This is a genomic window from Pseudomonas sp. GW458-11-26-14-LB4 (assembly GCF_059423925.1).
In genome coordinates this window covers 201,144-218,409 of record NZ_JBWKYU010000011.1, presented here as the reverse complement: position 1 = coordinate 218,409, position 17,266 = coordinate 201,144, and the positions used below count along the sequence as shown (strand labels likewise).

General features: G+C 59.9%; 17 protein-coding genes and 2 rRNA genes. 10 read left to right on the top strand and 9 right to left on the bottom strand.

What is annotated here, in order from left to right; translation table 11 throughout:
- The 5 genes from AC07XZ_RS16930 to AC07XZ_RS16910 form a co-directional block, all read left to right on the top strand.
- Nucleotides 1-108, top strand: a 23S ribosomal RNA gene (locus AC07XZ_RS16930); the annotation flags it as partial.
- Nucleotides 109-259: 151 nt separating this feature from the next.
- Nucleotides 260-375, top strand: a 5S ribosomal RNA gene (gene rrf, locus AC07XZ_RS16925).
- A 124-nt stretch (nt 376-499) separates the two neighbouring features.
- Nucleotides 500-955 carry a VOC family protein gene (locus tag AC07XZ_RS16920; RefSeq protein WP_102686634.1) on the top strand — a complete coding sequence of 152 codons (456 nt, stop codon included), beginning with the start codon at nt 500-502 and terminating at the stop codon, nt 953-955.
- Nucleotides 956-1,035: 80 nt separating this feature from the next.
- Nucleotides 1,036-2,580 carry a methyltransferase regulatory domain-containing protein gene (locus tag AC07XZ_RS16915; RefSeq protein ID WP_102686635.1) on the top strand — a complete coding sequence of 515 codons (1,545 nt, stop codon included), beginning with the start codon at nt 1,036-1,038 and terminating at the stop codon, nt 2,578-2,580.
- Nucleotides 2,517-2,840 carry a GGDEF domain-containing protein gene (locus AC07XZ_RS16910; RefSeq protein WP_102686636.1) on the top strand — a complete coding sequence of 108 codons (324 nt, stop codon included), beginning with the start codon at nt 2,517-2,519 and terminating at the stop codon, nt 2,838-2,840. Before AC07XZ_RS16915 ends, AC07XZ_RS16910 begins: the two co-directional genes overlap by 64 nt.
- Here AC07XZ_RS16910 and AC07XZ_RS16905 read toward each other — a convergent pair.
- Together AC07XZ_RS16905 and AC07XZ_RS16900 are read right to left on the bottom strand one after the other, a co-directional pair.
- On the bottom strand, nt 2,819-3,943 hold the full coding sequence (locus AC07XZ_RS16905; protein ID WP_102686637.1) for an alkene reductase: 1,125 nt from the start codon (nt 3,941-3,943) through the stop codon (nt 2,819-2,821). The genes AC07XZ_RS16910 and AC07XZ_RS16905 overlap by 22 nt on opposite strands.
- 117 nt (nt 3,944-4,060) lie before the next feature.
- Entirely contained in the window at nt 4,061-4,738 is a 678-nt protein-coding gene (locus AC07XZ_RS16900; protein WP_102686638.1) for a type 1 glutamine amidotransferase domain-containing protein, read from the bottom strand.
- Nucleotides 4,739-4,947: 209 nt separating this feature from the next.
- Here AC07XZ_RS16900 and curR point away from each other — a divergent pair, with 209 nt between their 5' ends.
- Complete coding sequence (curR, locus tag AC07XZ_RS16895) at nt 4,948-5,532, top strand: TetR family transcriptional repressor CurR (RefSeq protein WP_102686639.1); 585 nt, start codon at nt 4,948-4,950, stop codon at nt 5,530-5,532.
- Nucleotides 5,533-5,677: 145 nt separating this feature from the next.
- Entirely contained in the window at nt 5,678-7,804 is a 2,127-nt protein-coding gene (locus AC07XZ_RS16890) for a TonB-dependent siderophore receptor (RefSeq protein WP_102686640.1), read from the top strand.
- A 52-nt stretch (nt 7,805-7,856) separates the two neighbouring features.
- Here AC07XZ_RS16890 and AC07XZ_RS16885 read toward each other — a convergent pair whose 3' ends face one another.
- The 4 genes from AC07XZ_RS16885 to AC07XZ_RS16870 form a co-directional block, all read right to left on the bottom strand.
- Complete coding sequence (locus tag AC07XZ_RS16885) at nt 7,857-8,813, bottom strand: 2-hydroxyacid dehydrogenase (RefSeq protein WP_102686641.1); 957 nt, start codon at nt 8,811-8,813, stop codon at nt 7,857-7,859.
- A gap of 31 nt (nt 8,814-8,844) precedes the next feature.
- Nucleotides 8,845-9,609 carry an SDR family oxidoreductase gene (locus AC07XZ_RS16880; protein ID WP_102686642.1) on the bottom strand — a complete coding sequence of 255 codons (765 nt, stop codon included), beginning with the start codon at nt 9,607-9,609 and terminating at the stop codon, nt 8,845-8,847.
- Between the two features lie 39 nt (nt 9,610-9,648).
- Nucleotides 9,649-10,341 (bottom strand): fumarylacetoacetate hydrolase family protein, encoded by a 693-nt coding sequence (locus AC07XZ_RS16875; protein WP_102686643.1) that lies wholly within the window; start codon nt 10,339-10,341, stop codon nt 9,649-9,651.
- Nucleotides 10,342-10,440: 99 nt separating this feature from the next.
- Nucleotides 10,441-11,790 carry an MFS transporter gene (locus tag AC07XZ_RS16870; RefSeq protein ID WP_085605052.1) on the bottom strand — a complete coding sequence of 450 codons (1,350 nt, stop codon included), beginning with the start codon at nt 11,788-11,790 and terminating at the stop codon, nt 10,441-10,443.
- Nucleotides 11,791-12,378: 588 nt separating this feature from the next.
- Here AC07XZ_RS16870 and AC07XZ_RS16865 point away from each other — a divergent pair.
- Nucleotides 12,379-13,311: a helix-turn-helix transcriptional regulator gene (locus AC07XZ_RS16865; protein ID WP_085747560.1), complete on the top strand. Its 933-nt coding sequence runs from the start codon at nt 12,379-12,381 to the stop codon at nt 13,309-13,311.
- A 4-nt stretch (nt 13,312-13,315) separates the two neighbouring features.
- On the opposite strand, the gene AC07XZ_RS16860 is transcribed toward AC07XZ_RS16865, so the two are convergent.
- Together AC07XZ_RS16860 and AC07XZ_RS16855 are read right to left on the bottom strand one after the other, a co-directional pair.
- Nucleotides 13,316-14,254 (bottom strand): AraC family transcriptional regulator, encoded by a 939-nt coding sequence (locus AC07XZ_RS16860; RefSeq protein ID WP_102686644.1) that lies wholly within the window; start codon nt 14,252-14,254, stop codon nt 13,316-13,318.
- Between the two features lie 21 nt (nt 14,255-14,275).
- A complete protein-coding gene (locus AC07XZ_RS16855; protein WP_102686645.1) occupies nt 14,276-15,109 on the bottom strand; it encodes an oxidoreductase in 834 nt (277 codons plus the stop codon).
- A 30-nt stretch (nt 15,110-15,139) separates the two neighbouring features.
- Here AC07XZ_RS16855 and AC07XZ_RS16850 point away from each other — a divergent pair, with 30 nt between their 5' ends.
- Both AC07XZ_RS16850 and AC07XZ_RS16845 read left to right on the top strand, forming a co-directional pair.
- Complete coding sequence (locus AC07XZ_RS16850) at nt 15,140-15,304, top strand: hypothetical protein (RefSeq protein WP_158247724.1); 165 nt, start codon at nt 15,140-15,142, stop codon at nt 15,302-15,304.
- A complete protein-coding gene (locus AC07XZ_RS16845) occupies nt 15,301-16,284 on the top strand; it encodes an alpha/beta hydrolase (protein ID WP_256584342.1) in 984 nt (327 codons plus the stop codon). The genes AC07XZ_RS16850 and AC07XZ_RS16845 overlap by 4 nt, the downstream gene beginning before the upstream one ends.
- An 11-nt stretch (nt 16,285-16,295) precedes the next feature.
- Here the strand turns inward: AC07XZ_RS16845 and AC07XZ_RS16840 are convergent, their stop codons facing one another.
- Nucleotides 16,296-17,174 (bottom strand): LysR family transcriptional regulator, encoded by an 879-nt coding sequence (locus AC07XZ_RS16840; protein ID WP_039771013.1) that lies wholly within the window; start codon nt 17,172-17,174, stop codon nt 16,296-16,298.
- Nucleotides 17,175-17,266 lie beyond the last annotated feature (92 nt).

Here is a 17,266-nt window from a genome sequence, read left to right as displayed (position 1 = left end):
TTGAGTTCCCTGAAGGGCCGTCGAAGACTACGACGTTGATAGGTTGGGTGTGTAAGCGCTGTGAGGCGTTGAGCTAACCAATACTAATTGCCCGTGAGGCTTGACCATATAACACCCAAGCAATTTGAGTCGAAAGGCCAGATTGCGGTGTGTGAAGACGCAATGAACCGAAAGTTCGACGCTCACAAAACACCGAAAGCTGTCACATACCCAATTTGCTGAAGCGAGGCCCTCTGGCCACGACTCAGTACCCGAATTTCTTGACGACCATAGAGCGTTGGAACCACCTGATCCCATCCCGAACTCAGAAGTGAAACGATGCATCGCCGATGGTAGTGTGGGGTTTCCCCATGTGAGAGTAGGTCATCGTCAAGATTAAATTCCGAAACCCCAATTGCGAAAGCAGTTGGGGTTTTGTTTTGCCCGCAGGAAAGTTTTTGCTCACGTTTGAGCACGCGTTGTTGGTTACCATGTGCGTCCGTTCGGCAGGAGGCAGGCAATGCAACTCAAGTTCAGTCACGTCGATGTACTCGTCAATAACCTCGAAGAAGCCTGCGCGTACTACGCGCAAATATTAAAGGCGAGAACCTCCAGGACGCTGGTGTGGGAGCGGGGCGGCCTGCATGTGCGTTATGCGATTGCGTTGATCGGGCAGGAGCGTTTCATGCTGGTTCAGCCATTGGCCGGTAATCTGCGGCAGCTCCTGGATAGCGCAGGCGAGGGCATGATCTACCGTCACTGCTATTCGACTCCCGATATCGAAAAAGCCTACGACGAGCTTGTCGCTGAAGGCGTACAGCCCGAAGATGAAAACGGTAAACCGTTGGTCCGCGAACATCTCCAATCACCGGCAGGGGCACGCATCATCTGGTTGCCCAAGCGCTTCGGCCACTTCTCGATCGAAATCCTCGAGGAAGAGACGCTAGAGGCATTTATCGAAGACGCGTTTGCCTGATAGCTTCTCCTCTTGTGATACGCCATCACTACCCCGTATAAGAGCGACTTTCATTTCCGATATCAGAGTAGGGTGCACGCATGAGCAATGCCTGGAACGAGGGATATTTCACGGACGAAGGCTACACCTACGGGTATAGCCGGGAAATCAATCCGGTTTTCCAGCGTTATTGTCTGCTGCTGCGCGGTTTCGCCACGCTGGAGAGCACCGACGGTTATCACTGTGAGCTGGGCTTTGGTCAGGGCGTTTCGATCAACATCCATGCCGCGGGCAATCCAGGCTCCTATGTCGGTACCGACTTCCACCCGGGTCAGGCGTCCCATGCCATCGCTCTGGCCAGAGACTGGGGCAGCGATGCGCGACTGTATGACGACAGCTTCGAGCAGTTGCTGGCCCGCCATGACTTGCCCCAGTTCGACAGCATCAGCCTGCATGGCATCTGGACCTGGGTCAGCCGCGATAACCATAAGCTGATCGTGGAATTCGTCCGCCGTCATCTCAAGCCAGGTGGTCTGCTCTACGTCAGCTACAACTGCTTCCCGGGCTGGTCGCCTCAGGCACCGTTGCGCCAACTGTTCAGTCTGCACGACCGTTTCGCCAGCCAGCCGTCTGCGCGCCCTGATCAACGTATCGACGCTGCGCTGCAATTTTCCGAAGCGCTGCTGGCTGCAAATCCTAAATATGCCAACTCCGCACCGGGGCTGGACGCCAAGCTCCAGAGCATCAAGGGTCAGGATCGCCAGTACGTCGCCCATGAGTATTTCAACCGCGACTGGAACTGCATGTATTTCACCGACGTGGTGGATGCCCTGGCACCCGCCAAGCTCGATTACGCCACGACAGCCGTGCCGCTGGACTCCGTCGACCCGCTCAACCTGAGCGCCGAAGGCATGGACTTTCTGGAAGGTATCGAGCATCCCGTCATGCGTGAGCAGGCGCGTGACTACTTTGTGAACCAGAGTTTCCGCCGGGATCTTTATGTGCGTGGCGCCAACAAGCTGTCCGCCTCCGAGCACCGTGAGCGGATGCTCAGCACGCGCTTCGTCCTGTTGCAGGCAGCCGACAGCGTGCCGGCCAACGTCACCGGTCCGGCGGGCGCAGCGACGCTGCAGGCAGAGATCTATGGCCCGGTACTCGCAGCCCTGGCGGATGACGCCTATGTGCCGAAGACCTTGCGGCATTTGCTGGATCTCGTGCCCTCGTTGGCCTATGGCGACGTCGAGCAGGCCCTCAACGTGCTGATCGGCATGAGCGTTGTAGCGCCCTGTCAGAGCGAGGCGGCTGAAAAGCTGGTGCAGGCCCGTTGCAACACCCTCAACCTGCAGCTGTGCAAGCGTTCGTTGTACGGCAACAGGATTCAGACCCTGGCGAGTCCGGTGACCGGTGGTGGCGTGACGGTCAGCCGCTTCCAGCAGTTGTTCCTGATCTCGATCAAGCAAGGCAAAAAGCACCCGGCTGAATGGGCGCAACTGGCGTGGGGCATCATCGGCGGCCAGGGCGAAGGTCTTCTGAAGGACGGCAGGGCCCTGACCACCGCTGAAGAAAACCTTGCCGAACTGACCTGGCAGGCTCAAGCGTTTGCCGAGAATACGCTGGTGATTCTCAAGGCTTTGAAAATCGTCTAGTCGAGACGAGGGACGGCGCAGCGGTCGTGGCGCAAATAATCCTGAAACGCTTGGCGCAAGAGCCTATCGCTCACCGGACCAGTCCATTCGGCCGAGTGAGTGTGAGCATCGGCATTGCGGCCGCCACAGGGTCGCAACTGGACACGGTACAAGGCCTGATCGCTGCGGCAGATCAGGCGCTGTATCAAGCCAAAGGGGCGGGCCGCAATCAGCTCGCCAAAAGTGTCGCCAGCGAAAGCTACTCTCCGTACACCGGGTAATCCACATAGCCTTCGGCATGGCCGCCATACACCGTGGCCGGGTTCAGCGAATTCAGCGGCCAGCCATTGGCGATCCGCGCGGGCAGGTCCGGGTTAGCCATGAACGGGCGACCGAAAGCCACGAGGTCCGCCAATCCGGATTCAAGCAACCGCGCACCGCTTTCGGCGTTGTAGCGGCCCGCGTAGATGATCGCGCCGCTGAAGGTGTCGCGTACCGCTCGACGGAAGGTTTCCGGCATCACTGGCGCGTCGTCCCAGTCGGCTTCGGCGATGGACAGGTAGGCGATGCCGACGTCTTGCAGCACCTTGATCGCTTCGATATAGGTGGTGTGCGGGTCTTCCTCGACCATACCCAGATAAGTCCGCTCTTCATCGGTGGTGGTGAACAGCGGGGCAAAGCGCACGCCGACCTTTTCTTTGCCGATGCATTCGGCGACGCCGCCCACCACTTCACGCAGAAAGCGCAAACGGTTATGCAGCGAACCGCCGTATTGATCGGTGCGCAGATTGCTGTGGGCGGAGATGAACTGGTTCACCAGATAACCATTGGCACAATGCAGTTCGATACCGTCGAAACCGGCGTCCATGGCATTGCGCGCCGCCTGGATGTACAGCTGAACCAGTTCCTGGACTTCATCGGTGGTCAGCGCTCGAGGCGCGGACGGCGGAACCAGAGCGCCCACACCGGGCGCGGTTTCGATGAACACACTGACCCGGTCGGTGGCGATGGCGGAGGCCGACACCGGTGCGTCGCCATTGGGTTGCAGGGCAGTATGGGATACGCGACCGACATGCCATAGCTGCGCGAAAATCACGCCGTCACTGGCGTGGACAGCCTCGGTGACCTTGCGCCAACCGGCAATTTGCTCAGGTGTATGAATGCCCGGGGTCCAGGCGTAACCCTGGCCACGGGGTTCGATCTGAGTGCCTTCAGTCACCAGCAAGCCCGCACCGGCCCGCTGCTGGTAATACTCGGCCATCAATTCATTGGCGACATTGCCCGGTTGGGTGCTGCGCTGGCGGGTGAGGGGCGGCAGGACTATGCGGTTTTTCAGGATGTGGCGGCCCAGGGTGACGGGTGTAAAGAAACTGCTGTGGTTCATGGAAATACCTTTTCATGGCCTTATTAGACCAGTCGACTATTCAAGTGGCGAAAAAAGAACACCGTGCAACGCACACACGGTGTCCGGATCAGTTGTTCGAGGATGTAGCGGAAAGCTTCAGCCCAGCAGCTTCAGCAGTTTTTCGGCGACAGCTGCCGAGCTGGCAGGATTCTGGCCGGTGACCAGTTTTCCATCCGTCACGACATGAACTTGCCAATCCGCAACTTTGGAATAGCGACCGCCAAGACGCTGAAACTCGTCTTCGATCAGGAAAGGTACGACATCCGTCAAACCGACGGCCGCCTCTTCGGAATTGGTGAAACCGGTCACTTCGCGATGCTGGATCAGCGGTTTACCGTCTGCGTCGACGACATGACGCAGCACCCCCGGCGCATGGCAGACGAAGCCATGGGGCTTGTTGCTGCGCGCGAAGGCTTCGATCAGGGCAATCGAATGCTTGTCTTCGGCCAGGTCCCAGAGCGGGCCATGGCCACCTGGATAAAACACCGCATCGAAATCTTCGGCGCGTACGTCGGCCAGGCGGCCGGTGCTCGCGAGTGCCTGCTGGGCCGCAGGGTCCTGCCGGAAGCGATCGGTTTCAGCCGTCTGAGCGTCGGGCTCGTCGCTCTTCGGATCTAGCGGCGGCTGGCCGCCAGCGGGCGAAACCAGTGTGACGTCGGCATCGGCGTCCTTGAAGGCGTAGTAGGGGGCGGCGAACTCTTCGAGCCAGAAGCCGGTTTTCTTGCCGGTGTTGCCGAGTTGATCGTGGGAAGTCAAAACCATCAAGATTTTCATAGAGCACCCTGGGTTGGTCTGGCAGCGTTCATGAGCAAGGGATTCGCACAGGATCGACACCGGGAAAAAGTTTGTCGGGGCGCAGCATAGTTTCCAATTAGACCAGTCGTCTAGTAATTTTTTCTGTGAAGCTTTTTCATGGACAGGTGTGGCAAACTCGCGTTCCTTTGAGTTAAACGACTGGTCTATTGCCTGGTAATCTGCGCCCCATGAAACCGACCTACGACGACACCCGCCAACATTTGCTCGACACCGGCCACCGGATGATGGCCGAGAAAGGCTTCACCAGTGTCGGCCTGAACGAGATCCTGCAGACCGCCGGCGTGCCCAAGGGCTCGTTCTATCACTACTTCAAATCCAAGGAACTGTACGGCCAGGCCTTGCTCGAGGATTACTTCATCGACTATCTGGCGGACATGGAGCGACGCCTGACGCTGCCCGGCCTGAGCGCCTATGAACGGCTGATGGATTATTGGCAAGGCTGGCAGGATCGCTGCACCCTGGAAGGCCATGGCGACGAATGCCTGGTGGTGAAACTCAGCGCCGAGGTGGCTGACCTTTCCGAAACCATGCGCCTGACCTTGCGTGATGGTGCAGAGCGAGTGGTGGCGCGCATCAGCGAGTGCATCGAACAGGGCCAGGTCGAAAAAAGCTTGCCTGAGGGCGATGCTCGGCAACTGGCTGAAACCCTGTATCAACTGTGGCTGGGGGCCAGTTTGCTGAACAAACTGCAACGCACAGGACAGTCGTTGAGTACGTCAATGGCGACCACGAAACGCCTGTTGAGCGTGTGAGCAGGAAATAGACGCAAGAGGTGAGAGTCAGCTGCACAAACGAATGGGAATGCCTATCAATTGCGCGGCGGGTGGTATACCATCCGCCGCGTTTTTGCTGGCAGTTATCCCCTTCGTTCTGGCCTATCCGTAAGGTTTTCTCCTCATGCGTCGAACTCTGCTGTCCATCTGTGTGTTGCAAACGTTGTCTCCCTTTGCGTGGGCCGAGCCATCCGATTCAACGGTGTCAGCGCTGGAGCTGGAGGCAACCGATGTGGTCGGTACCGCGGATTACGAAAGAGCGGACGGCCCGGTACACGGATATCGCGCGACCCGTTCGGCCAGCGCCACCCGAACCGATACCTCGATCCATGAAACCCCGCAGTCGATCAGTGTCGTCACTAAAGACGCGGTCGAAGACATCGGTGCTACCCGGCTGCAGGACGCACTGGATTACGCGGGCGGAGTAGGGCGAGCCAACAATTTCGGCGGCCAGGGACTGACCACGTTCACCGTGCGCGGATTTACCACCGGCGAGTTCTACCGTAATGGTTTCCCGATCAATCGCGGGTATCCGAACATGCCGGATGCCAACACCATCGAGCGTCTTGAGGTCCTGCGCGGTCCGGCGACCATGCTCTACGGCCGTGGCGATCCGGGTGGCACCTTCAATGTCGTTTCCAAACAACCGTTGCCCGAGCGCACGGTCACACTCGGCAGCCAGTTGAATGACCAAGGCATGCGCCGCGGTACTCTGGATGCTTCCGGCCCGCTTGATGAAGAGGGGCGTCTGGCCTATCGCCTGAACGTGGTGGGCGAGAGCGGCGATACCTTCCGCGATCACGTCGAAACCGAACGCTACGGCGTGACCCCGGTGCTGACCTGGCAAGCCAGCGATGACACCCGAGTGATCTTCGAGGGCGACTTCATGCGCAACAACCATCCGCTGGACCGGGGCGCGACGCGTTATCCCCGGCAGATCGGCACCGCCTCCCGCGACACCTTCTTCGGTGAACCGGACGCCGGCAAGTTGCACAACGACAACAACATGGCGCAATTGCGCTTCGAGCATGTGCTCAATGAGGACTGGACGCTCGGCGGTGGCTTCCAGTGGCTCGACGGTACCTTGCAGGGCAATGCCATCGAAGCCAACGGCATTGCCGCCGACGGCCGGACCCTGGGACGAAATTTCAACTACCGCAAGCTGGAGTGGACCGACAAGGACACTCAGCTCAACCTGACCGGTCACTTCTCCACGGGCGGCCTGCAGCACACATTGCTCACCGGTATCGAATACGAGGACTACGACTACCAGTCGATCATCCAGCGCTCCAGCGGCGCGGTAAGTGCCTATCCGATCGATATCTTCAATCCGGTGTATGGGCAGCCCCGTCCGGCACTGACGCGCACCCCGACCCACGACAAGGAAAATCTCAAGACCTACGCCGCGTTCGTACAGGACCAGGTAGCGCTTACCGATCGGTTGAAAGTGCTGGCCGGCGCACGTTTCGAACGCTTCGAACACGACTACGAAACCTACGTGCCCGGCGGCAAGAACTGGCAGGCCAGTGACAATGCCGTGACGCCCCGCGTCGGTGTGACCTACGACCTGACCGACACCCTCGCGGTCTACGCGGACACCGCGCGTTCATTCAAGCCCAATACCGGCGCGAGCCGACAGGGCGGGGGCTTTGGACCGGAGAAAGGCAAGTCCTGGGAGATGGGCGTCAAATGGGAAGCGCTGGATCATCAGTTGAGCGTTGACGCGGCGATCTATCAGATTGAAAAGCGCAATGTCCTGACCACTGACCCGGTGGACTCGACTTTCAGCGTGGCTGCCGGGGAAGTGCGCAGCCGGGGATTTGACCTCAATGTCGCCGGCAACCTGACCCCCGAGTGGCGTGTCATCGGTGGTTACGCCTACGTCGATGCCGAGGTGACCAAGGACAACGTGATCCGCTCCGGCACGCGACTGATGAACATCCCGAAAAACAGCTTCAGCCTGCTCAACGTCTATGAGTTCCAGGACGGTGCCCTCAGTGGTCTGGGTCTGGGAACAGGCCTCAAATATGTCGATGAGCGCGCGGGTCAGACGGCGAACACCGCGTTTTCGATGGGGAGCTACACCGTTGTCGACCTGCTCAGCTACTACAAGGTCAATGACAAGGTACGCCTCAACCTCGACCTGAAGAATCTGTTTGACCGGGACTACGACGAGGGCGCATTCGGTAACGTCTACGCCTATCCGGGGGCACCGAGAACGGTGCAGGTCGGCATTTCTTACACGTTGTAGTCGGGGGCTGGAATCTGTCAGCGGGGGCTGCGGCCCCCGATGACTGTGAGGTTCAGCCGGTCACGCACCCTGGCGGAGTTCTTCCGGCAAAACTGTCCACCAGGCTCGCCACGACCATCTCGCCCATGCGGGTGCGGGTCTGCAGGGTAGCGCTGGCGCGGTGTGGTTGCAGCACCACCTGTTCCTGGGCAAACAACGCTTCAGGCACGTTGGGCTCGTCAACGAAAACATCCAGTGCCGCACCCGCGATCTCGCCAGCCGTCAGGGCCGCCACCAGATCGGTTTCGTTGACCAGTTTTCCTCGGGCGACGTTGATCAGGTAGCCGCCCTTGCCCAGAGCCTGCAGCACGGAGGCATCGATGATGGCCTCGGCCTTGTCGGCGGCCGCCGCGAGAATCAGCGCATCACTGTCGCGGGCTAATTGCTTGAGGTCGGCGATGAAGGTGTGGCTGATATCGCTCATCGGTTGCAGGTCGGTGTAACTGATCGGACAGCCAAACGCGGCAGCGCGAGTGGCGACCGCTCGGCCGACCCGGCCCATGCCCACGATGCCGATCCGCATGCCGGACACTTGCCGCGCCAAAGGCAGCGGTGCCAATGGGGTCGGGCTTTGCGGCCACTGGCCCGAGCGAACGTAACGGTCACTGGTACACAGCCCACGACACACGGCGATCAGCAAACCGATGGCCAGGTCGGCCACGTCTTCGGTCAGCGCGCCGATGGTCGCCGTCACGCGAATCCCGCGATCCCGGGCGTAGGCCAGGTCGACCGCATCGGTGCCGACACCGTTGACCGCCACCACTTCCAGTTTGGGCAGTTGCGCCATCAGCGCCTGGCTGATGCCCGTGTGGCCACCGGTGATCACGCCGCGAATGTTGGCGCCGTGTTCCTGCAAATACGCCGCTTTGTCGGCCTGCTCGAAATAACGCCTGATCGTGAACAGTTCGCCGAGACGGGCATTGATTTGCGGAATCAGGATCGGGCTCAGCTGCAAGACTTCTGGCTTCATGTAAACCTCACTTACGCAATAAAAACCCGGCTCAACCGCGGCCGGCAAACGGCATGGCAGTGGCCATGACGGTCATGTTCAGGACGTTGGCCGACAGGGGCAGACCGGCGATGTAGCGCACGGCGTCGGCGACGTGCTTGACGTCGACCATCGGCTCAACGGCGATGCTGCCGTTGGCCTGACGCACGCCTTTGGTCATGCGCACCGACATTTCGGTCAAGGCATTGCCGATATCGATCTGGCTGCAGGCGATATTGAATTCCCGACCATCCAGCGCCAGTGATTTGGTCAGCCCCAGCACCGCGTGTTTGCTGGCGGTGTACGCGCTACTGAAAGGACGCGGGGTGTGAGCCGAAATCGAACCGTTGTTGATGATGCGGCCACCCTGTGGCTGTTGCCGGCGCATGAGCCCGAACGCGCCACGGGCGCAGAGAAAAACCCCGTTGAGGTTGGTGTCGATCACGTTTCGCCACTGCTCGAACGTCAGCTCATCCAGCGGCACGGCGGGGGCATTGACCCCGGCGTTGTTGAAGACCACGTCCAGGCGTCCATAGACTTCGGCAATGGTTGCAAACAGCTGATCGACACTGGCCGGGTCGCGTACATCAGTGGGCACCGCCAGCGCTTCGTTTCCTTCGCTGGCCGCCAGATCGACCAACGCCTGCAAGGGTTCGGGCCGGCGCCCGGCCAGCACCAGGGTGTATCCGTCGGCCAGCAGGCCCAGTGCCACCGAACGGCCGATCCCGCTGCCGGCGCCGGTCACCAGGGCCACTTTCAAGGATTGAGTGTCAGACATCTTGTTGTTCTCCTTTTTTCCAATCACTTAAGGACAGACTCAAGGCCGTGGGCCGACGCGCATTTCGAGTTGGCCGATGCCGTCGATCCCGGCACTGATGACGTCGCCGGGTTGCAGGATATCGACGCCGGCGGGGCTGCCGGTCATGATCAGGTCACCGGCCTTGAGTGTTACGGATTGCGAGATGCGGCTGATGACTTCACTCACCGACCAGATCTGGCTGTCGAGACGATCGCGCTGGCGTTCCTCACCGTTCACGCTCAACCATAATTCCCCTTCGAGCCGACCGGTCCGAGTGACCGGCACAATGGCGGTCATCGGTGCGGCGCCGTCAAACACCTTGGCACCTTCCCATGGCAAACCGTCGCGCTTGGCCAGGCGCTGTACGTCACGACGGGTCAGATCCAGTCCGGCGGCGTAGCCCCAGACATAGGCCAGCGCCTGGCTCTCTGGAATCTGCGCACCGCCTTCGCCGATGGCCACGACCAGTTCGATTTCATGGGCGAACTCTTCGGTCAGTGACGGGAAGATCACTTCGCCGGCAGCGTCCACCACGCTGCTTGCCGGTTTCATGAAGAACACCGGTGGCTGGCGCGGTTGGCCCAGGGTGTCCGGCCATGGGTAGTTGCGGCCGACGCAAAAGACGCGTCCGACGGGAAAGCGTTGCTCGCTGCCGACAATCGGCAAGGTCACTGGCAGATCCGGGGTAAAGACGTATTCGGTCATGTTCATCCTGCTGGAAGTCCTGTGTGAGAGTGCAGCGTACGGCGGCAATCGCTGGCGAAGTTGGACGAAAGCCGCCTCCAATTGGAGAAACCGGTTGTTCTGGCTTCAGCGCGTTTTCAACTCGATGCGGTACAGGCGACCGAGCAGCAAGGAATAGGAGAGGGTGCCGATCAGCGCCACGGCGCCGATGAACCAGAACGCCCAGGCGAACGAGCCGGTGGCGTGGACGATGGCGCCGATCACGATCGGAGTGACGATGCCGCCGATGTTCGCGGCCAGGCTGGTGATTCCGCCGGTCAGCCCGATCAGTTCCTTGGGCGCCACCTCCGACACCGCCGCCCACGAGGACGACGCGATGCCCTGAGCGAAAAAGGCAATGGTCAACACGGCGATGCAGATGACGTTCGAGTCGGTGAAATTCACCAGCACGATCGACATGCCCAGCATCGACCCGACCACCAGCGGCAGTTTCCGGGCGAAAGACATTGAATAACCACGACGGATCAGCAGGTCGGACACGATGCCGGCGAGCAGGATGCCGACCGTTGCGCCCACGAAGGGCATCACGGCAAAGATCCCGGCCTTGATTGTGGTCAGATGGCGTTCTTCGATCAGGTAGGTGGGGAACCAGGTGAGGAAGAAGTACAGCGCCGAGGTGCTGGCGAACTTGCCGATACAAATGGCCCAGACCTGGCGATAGCTGAACAGCTCGGCGATCTGCCGCCAGTTGAAACGAGTGCGTTCCTGGCTGCTCTTGACCAGTCCGCCACCGGCCTCGATGTATTTCAACTCTTCTTTGCTGACCTTCTTGCAGTTCAGCGGATCGCGATACAGATACAGCCACAGCACACCGAAGACGATGCCGAGCGCGCCGGTGCTGTAGAAGACATGGCGCCAGTCAAAGGTTGTGGCCAGCCACAGCAGGGCGCCGGTAAACAGTGCCGTGCCCAGGTATTGCCCGCAGACGTAAATGCTGCTGGCCAGGCCCCGTTCCCGCGCCGGGAACCACACGGTTACCGCACGGCTGTTGGCCGGAAACGCCGGCGCTTCCATCGCCCCGACGGCCAGGCGCAGGCCGAACAGCGAAGCGAATCCCGTGGCGAAGCCTTGAAATACGGTGACGGTCGACCAACTGATCAGTGAAACCCCGTAGGTAAAACGTGAGCCGAAGCGGTCGGCGATAAATCCGGCCGGCACCAGAGCGAGTGCGTAGGTCCAGGCAAAGGCAGAGAAGATCAGCCCCATTTCGATCTTGTCCAGGCCCAGGTCCTTGGCCATGAACGGGGCGGCGATCGAGATGTTCACCCGGTCGATGTAATTGATGATCGTCGCAATCAGCAGCAGCGAGAGCATGAACCAGCGTCGGCGCGTCGGCAGCCGCCGGGAAGAGACGGCGTCCCTGTCGCCGGCAATCAACGGCGGGGCGGTGGTGGGGGAGGTGTGTGAATTCGACATGAGTGGACCTCGTTATTGTTAGAAGTGTCGAGTTGTTTGCGGACAGCCGACGCCGTTGCCCGCTGTTCGGGGGCAAGGCAATCGAAGTTGAAACCAATGGCAAAAACGGCCAGGGTCAGACGTTCAGGGACGTCTTCCGGCTGGCATCGTCGGTAAAGGGTGGGGAGGGGCGGCGGGGAGCAATAGCGGATTCATGACGTGCGCACCTTCTGTTGTTTTTGAAAGAGGTTGGGCGTGGGAAATACAGTGGTCGTACAACCTCTTGAAATCAATCAAGGTGTTAGATCATTTTTTCCGGAGAAGGGCGCGCCGGATAAACCTGTCCAAAAAAAGTCCACACAGTAAATTTTCCAGATGCTCTCTGGTTTATTTTCTATCCGACTGTTTTTAAAAGGAAAAAATACTGAATTTGCGGACGCGTTTTTTGGACAGTGATCATTGGCAGTGGCGGTGTAGAAAAAACACTGAGTCTGGCGTCGTCGTATGACTGCTTGAAGGGGCGGCGACGAACCTTCAAGATGAGCCAAGCCGATAACTCGGTAACGCCAGGAAAACCTGCCCAAGTAACCTGTCGAGGATTCTCAAGAAATGACGTCACAATGCCGTGTGCCCACCTACGTCATGCAGCAACGCAGCGAGATGATGGATTTCTACATTCGTGACAAGAAAGGTCGCCGCGCCGAGACTGGCCCGCACCGACACGAATACTTCCAGATCCAGATCAACCTCGGCGGCGACACGGTGCAGCACATTGGCAACGCGGTTCGTCCGTTTCCGCGTAACGCACTGGCGTTTATCCTGCCGCACCGTGTGCATGTCATCCCGCATCCGGCGGACAGCAATTTCATGGTGATCAACTTTTCCCAGACCTTTCTGTTGCCGCATTTGCAGTGCGACCCGATGGATCTGGAGGAGGTATCGATTCTCCTGGCGCCCGAACTGTCGCCGTTTCGCTTTCAGGAGCATTTGGATTTCATTCTGGGGAATGAGGATTTCAACGAGGTCTGTGGCCTGATCGAACAGATGCGCAGGCTGGACGAGAATCGTCAGTTCGGTACGCGCGAAGTGCTCAAGGGATTGCTGCTGCAACTGGTGGGCAAGGTGTGCGTCCTGTATGCCGAACCGCTCAAGCGCCTGGCGGAAGAAAACGCAGCACAGGCCAGTCGACGGGATGCACTGAGCCGGATGTTCGAGTACCTGCGCAAGAATATTGCCGACCCCGATCTCAATCTGATCAAGGTCGCGGCGGCGACCTACCTGTCACCGACTTACCTCACGCACTGGCTGCGCAAGGAAATCGGCAAGACCTTCACCGAGCTGGTGCTGGAACGCAGAATGCACGCGGCGCGCAATTACCTGCTCAATGGAGCCCGGCCAGTGGGCGAGGTGGCGAGGCTGTGTGGTTTTGCGGATGAAGCTTATTTCTCCCGGCGCTTTCGCCAGATCCACGGCCAGCCACCAGGGCAGTTCCGCCGTCGGCAACTGGACCCCGACACCCCGCAGTCACCTGTAGATGCCTGATCGACTAATGCGACGAAACATAAACCGAGGCCGACGTCGGCGCAGGTAACGCATACGTTGCCTTCATCCACTCGATCTCCGCCTGCGGCGTTCGGCCGAAGAACCGTTTGAACTCGCGGCTGAACTGCGAAGCGCTTTCATAGCCGACACTGAATGCCGCCGCTGAGGCAGTCATGGCATGGCGCAACATCAAAAGTCGCGCCTGATGGAGGCGCGTCGATTTCAGGTATTGCATGGGGGAGGCGTCCGTCACACTGCGAAAATGCAGGTGAAAACTGGGCACGCTCATGCTCGCCTCGCGCGCCAGTTGCTCGACGTCCAGGCGCTCCTGATAGCTGCTGTGGATCTTGCGGATCGCCCGCGTCACCTTGCCGAAGTGCCCCTGTCGATTGAGTGCGGCGCGCATCGAGCCGCCTTGTTCGCCGGTCAGGATGCGGTAATAGATTTCCCGCAACAGCGACGGCCCCAATATCTGCGCTTCGCCCGCCATGCTCATGGTTTCAAGAAAGCGCAGCGTCGATGCGCGCAGGCGGTCGTCCATCGGCGAGGCAAACATGCCCTTGGGTGGCGCATCACTCGGGCCGTGAATCTCATCCACCTGCGGCATCAACTCGCTGGCCACCTGGAAATCGAGTTGCATATAGATCGCGAGCATTGGCTCGTCCTCAGAGGCGTCGGTCTCCATGGTGAAGGGGATCGGAACCGACACCACCAGGTAATGCTGGGCGTCATACACGTAGACGTCATCGCCCAGATACCCGCGCTTCTGGCCCTGACAGAGAACCACGATGCCGGGGTCGTACAGCACCGGCGTGCGGGTCAGTGGCCGGTTCGAGCGCAGGAAACGCACGCCCTCCAGCGCGCTGAGGTTGTAGCCCTCGACCGGTGCCAGCGTTTCCATGAGCTGCACCATGCGCGAAGTGCTTGGGTCGGCCTGTTTCATCGGGTTCTCTCTGTGGGCCGTTCAATGGTCGGTGGAACGGGTCAGCGCTTCCCATTGATCGATCTCGCTGGCGGCGCGTTTCAGCTTGTCGCGCACCAGGCTCAATGCATCGCTGCCGAGCAACAGATGCGCCGGTGGAGCAGGGCTGGCGATGATCTGCAACATCGCCTGCGCCGCTTTGCGCGGATCACCGAGTTGCTTGCCGCTTTTGTCTTCGCGGGCCTTGCGCACCGGATCGAAACTGGCGTCATAGTCGGCGATGCTGCGGGGCGTGCGCTGCATCGAACGGCCGGCCCAGTCGGTCCGAAATGAACCCGGTGCGACGGCGGTCACGAAGATATTGAACGGCGCCAGTTCCTTGCTCAGGGTATCGGAGATGCCTTCGAGCGCAAACTTGCTGCCGCAGTAGTACGCGATACCCGGCATGGTGATTGTGCCGCCCATCGACGTGATATTGAGAATATGACCCGCCCGCCGCTGGCGAAAGAACGGCACAAACGCCTTGGTCACCGCGACCGCGCCGAACACATTCACGTCGAACTGGCGGCGCATGTCCTCCAGCGGCGATTCTTCTAAAATGCCTTCGTGGCCGTAGCCGGCGTTGTTGACCAGCACATCGACCGGACCGTGGGTCGCTTCGACGGTCGCCACGACGCCTTCGATGCGGTCGAAGTCCGTGACGTCCAGCAGCACGCCGTACGCATTATCGATAGAAAGAGCCTGAAAGGCTTGCAGGTCGGCTTCGTTGCGCACGGTCCCGATGACGCGGTGGCCGGCATCCAGCGCTTCCTTGGCCAGCGCGTGGCCGAAGCCGCTGCTGACGCCGGTGATGAAGAGGGTTTTGGTGGTGGTCATGACGGGCTCCAGTAAGTGCGGTTTCAGCTCATGGTATCCATCGAAGAAACACTCACCTATGTCGGTTTGTCTTTGATCATTGCCTATTCCTATCACCGGGGCGAGATGACGGCCGATGAACTTTTTGCGTTGCTCCAGGCATCCAGGCTGGAACAGACCGCAACCGCTGATATCCTGCGCAACAACCGCCGATGAGCCAGGACGAAATGAAGACATCAACCCGTTGGCCCGCAGACGATAACGAGTTGGCGCAATTGCGCGCGTTCAACCGCAAGCTTGCCCGGCTGCCGCGCTTTCGCATCCGCAATCGCATCACCCCACGGGCGATTCAGTTGTTGTTGCGCCTAAGCCAATTGGGCGGCGCAAGAAAGTTGCTCAAGCACGGGCTCAAGGCCGAACGAAAAGTGGTGGGTGTCGACGGCGCGTCAGTGCCGGTGCGGATTATTCGGCCAAATACAAAGGCCAAAGGCGTAGTGCTGGACTTCCATGGCGGCGGCTGGGTCATCGGCAACGCGCAGATGAACGATCCCCTCAACATCGCCATGGTGAAAGCCTGCGACGTGGCAGTGGTCTCGGTCGACTATCGGCTTGTGGTCTCGACTCCGATCGAGGGCGTCATGCAGGACTGCCTCACGGCGGCCCGCTGGCTGCTGAGCGATGACTGCCACGAGTTTGCGAACCTGCCCGTCATCGTCGTGGGCGAGTCGGCAGGCGGCCACCTTGCCGCCGCGACCCTGCTGCAACTCAAACAGTGGCCGGACCTGCTCGAACGGGTGAGCGGGGCGCTGCTGTATTACGGCGTCTACGACCTGACCGGAACCCCCAGCGTACGCAACGCCGGGCCCGATACCTTGCTGCTGGATGGGCCGGGTATGGTTGAAGCGCTGCAAATGCTCACGCCGGGGTTGAACGATGAAGAACGCCGGCAGGCGCCGTTGTCTCCGCTATACGGTGACTTCACCGGTTTTCCGCCAGCGTTGATGTTTGCTGCGCAACTGGATCCGCTCAGGGATGACACGCTTGAGTTGGCTGAGCGTTGGGGTAGGGCGGCGGAAGTGGAGGTACATCTGTTGCCGGAAACCGCACATGGGGTGATTCATTTTCCGCTGGGGTTGGCGGGGAAAGTGCTTGGGTATAGTCGTGCGTGGGTTGCGGGGCGGCTTGTTGAGGGCTGAGCCATCGACCCTCACTCAGCCGCCACCTTGAATTGCTCGAGAATAAGTTCAGCCAATGTCCTGACAGGCTCGGTGAAACTCCGCCGAGGCCTGTGCACCAGTCCGATATCACGATGGAACGTGTGTTGGCCGAGATCAAGCGCCCGCACACCTGACGGCCATTGCTGATGGGTGGCCGTCTGCGGCACGAGCGCGACCCCTACGCCATTTTCCACCAGCCTGATGATGGCCTCCAGCTCATCCAGCTCAGAGACTTCACGCAAAGTGAAATGCATCTGTCGCAGGAAACGATCGACCTGCCTGCCGCCGAAGGAGGAGCGGTCATAGCGAATGAACGGCAGGCTTGAGAGCAGTTCGATCCAGTCTTCTCCCGGTACGTCCTTGGGCACGATCAAACGGTAGGGTTCAAGCGCCAGCGTGGTCCAGCGCAGATCGCTTTGAAGCGAGAAGGGCGGCCGAATGATCGCTGCCATGTCGATTTCGCCGGTGTCCACCAGATTCACCAGCTCCATGGAAAGACCGGGCACGACACGCGTTCGGCATTCCGGGCACTGCTGGTGGAACCTGGCGAGTGCGTCCGGGAGAAACGATCGCTGGACTGAGGCGATAGCACCGACGTTGACCAGAATGCGGGTGGAAAGACCGACGGTGGTCGATCCCAGGTTGTCGTAAAGACGAAGCAGCTCCTGCGCCTGAAGCAGGACTTGCTGGCCCATCCTGTTGAGGTGGGCCGAGCGTCCTTTTCTGTCGAATATTTCAAAGCCGAGCTCGGCTTCCAGACGTTGAATCTGGGCGCTCACCGCCGCCTGGGTGAGGCCTATCCGGTTGCCGGCAGCCGCGAAAGTGCCCTCCCGGGCGACGGCAATGAGGGTCTTGAGTTCTTTGATCATTCACAAATATTAGTTGTGTTTCTGAGAAATATATATTGATTTTTTTGCTGTCAGTGTCGCCCTACGATGTGCTCACCAACCACAAAAACCGT